Origin of the sequence: Robertmurraya korlensis NBRC 107688 (assembly GCF_001591645.1) — a bacterium.
Classification (GTDB): Bacteria; Bacillota; Bacilli; order Bacillales; family Cytobacillaceae; genus Robertmurraya_A.
The window spans coordinates 1-586 of the sequence record NZ_BCVH01000068.1 but is presented as its reverse complement, the minus strand read 5'-3'; the positions used below and the strand labels follow the sequence as shown (position 1 = coordinate 586).

Here is a 586-nt window from a genome sequence, read left to right as displayed (position 1 = left end):
ATATCGAAGATGCTTTGTTTGTTTCTAAATCTAGGGAACGATTAACCGAAAGATCCGTTCAATATATGCTTAAAAAGTATCAAGTTAATCCCCACAAATTAAGGCATACCTTTTGTCAACGACTGGTTGACAAAGGAGTTGCTTTAGAAATAGTTTCAGAATTAGCAGGGCATAAAGATATTAATGTAACAAAAAGATACGCAAAATCTAGAATGAAACAACTAGAGCTAGAAAAAGCGATTCAAAGTACCTTTTCTAACGACACTCTAGGATAGATTTCTAAAAAAGTTGCTATTGAGATAAATTAGATCAAATATCATCTGGGCCCTGTACTGTAAGGTACAGGGCTTTTAAAATTTTTTTGAAATAGTTCTTGTTTTTTTTATAAGAATTGTGTAAGATAAAAATCCGCCCTTATAAAGAGTAACTAGTCTACTAGTTGATGAGGCGCTTTTAAAAATTAATTTAAAAACAGAAGTTGACTTCTACGAATTAAGATGGTATAGTAATACATGTAGCCAACAACGACTTGGAAAATTAACAATTAAAAAAGTTTTTCGCAGAAGTTGACATTGGTGAAATGATA

The 586-nt window shown here is 31.2% G+C and carries 1 protein-coding gene; it reads left to right on the top strand.

The genetic code is table 11. From position 1 onward, the window contains the following. The coding region (locus BKO01S_RS23715; RefSeq protein WP_157077449.1) for a tyrosine-type recombinase/integrase at positions 1–275 on the top strand (275 nt) is incomplete at its 5' end. Positions 276–586 lie beyond the last annotated feature (311 nt).